Source organism: Catalinimonas locisalis (genome assembly GCF_038039535.1).
Taxonomy (GTDB): Bacteria; Bacteroidota; Bacteroidia; order Cytophagales; family Cyclobacteriaceae; genus Catalinimonas.
Genome location: NZ_JBBPHP010000117.1, coordinates 1 through 802, shown reverse-complemented (window position 1 = coordinate 802; position 802 = coordinate 1). Strand labels below are relative to the sequence as shown.

The following is an 802-nucleotide window of genomic DNA, read 5'->3' as shown; positions in this document are numbered from 1 at the left end:
GGTGGTGTTACACAAAGTATGAAAGATCAAACGTAACCAAAGTTGATGTAAAAGAAAGCGATTTCAAAAGCAATGATGTGGTTTTCTAACTTCTTTGAGAAGTTACATGAGCGGCGAAAAGCTCTTCTAATGCGGTGCCTTAGCCGACAATTATTTCCTTCAATACCTTTAGTAAACTCTTTCCCTATCCGACATGCGTCGGCACGAAAGGCTCTTTTAAAGCTCTTCCAATCGTCAATGGCGATAACATCATAGCTAATTCCTAGTATTTTGAGTTTTTTCCGTAAAGCTTTGGCTGTCTTATAATTGCGCTTCCCAAACACCCAGGCTACGATCTCCCCGCTAGTGCGATGGTAAGCGTAAATGAGCCAAATCTTGTTAGCCTTCTGCCCCACATAACTCCAAAACTCGTCCACTTCCAATTCCTCATAGTGAGAGTACTTGGCCCTAGGAGCAAGTTTGAGTTTAGTCAACCAATGTAGCACTTTTCCCAAGCTAATCTGCTCTACTGCGGCAATGTCCCGGATGCCCATGCCTCGTACAAACATACGCCTCAGACGAGTCATAAGTCCAGACTGGCAGCCTGCATAACTCAGGTTATGATCACCAATAAACTGACGCTGACAGTCTTTGCAAAGGTAATTTTGTTTCCTTAAATAGCTTTTGTGACCATTTTTAACAACATTGCTACTCTGGCAGCCAGGACAATAAAGGGTAATTTGTATCTTCATAACATACTAATCTACCGCTAATGTCTCTGGCTGTCAATTATTTAGAGCATCATACTTTTTAAAACACCACC

Annotated in this window: 1 protein-coding gene; it reads right to left on the bottom strand. The window is 41.9% G+C overall.

What is annotated here, in order from left to right; genetic code table 11:
- Positions 1-26 precede the first annotated feature (26 nt).
- Positions 27-731, bottom strand: coding sequence for an IS1 family transposase (locus WJR50_RS34135; protein WP_341297804.1), 705 nt, complete (start codon positions 729-731; stop codon positions 27-29).
- Between the last annotated feature and the right edge of the window lie 71 nt (positions 732-802).

Excerpts from the sequence above, each read along its gene's own strand:
- WJR50_RS34135 (WP_341297804.1), bottom strand. The coding sequence starts at position 731 with ATGAAGATACAAATTACCCTTTATTGTCCTGGCTGCCAGAGTAGCAAT.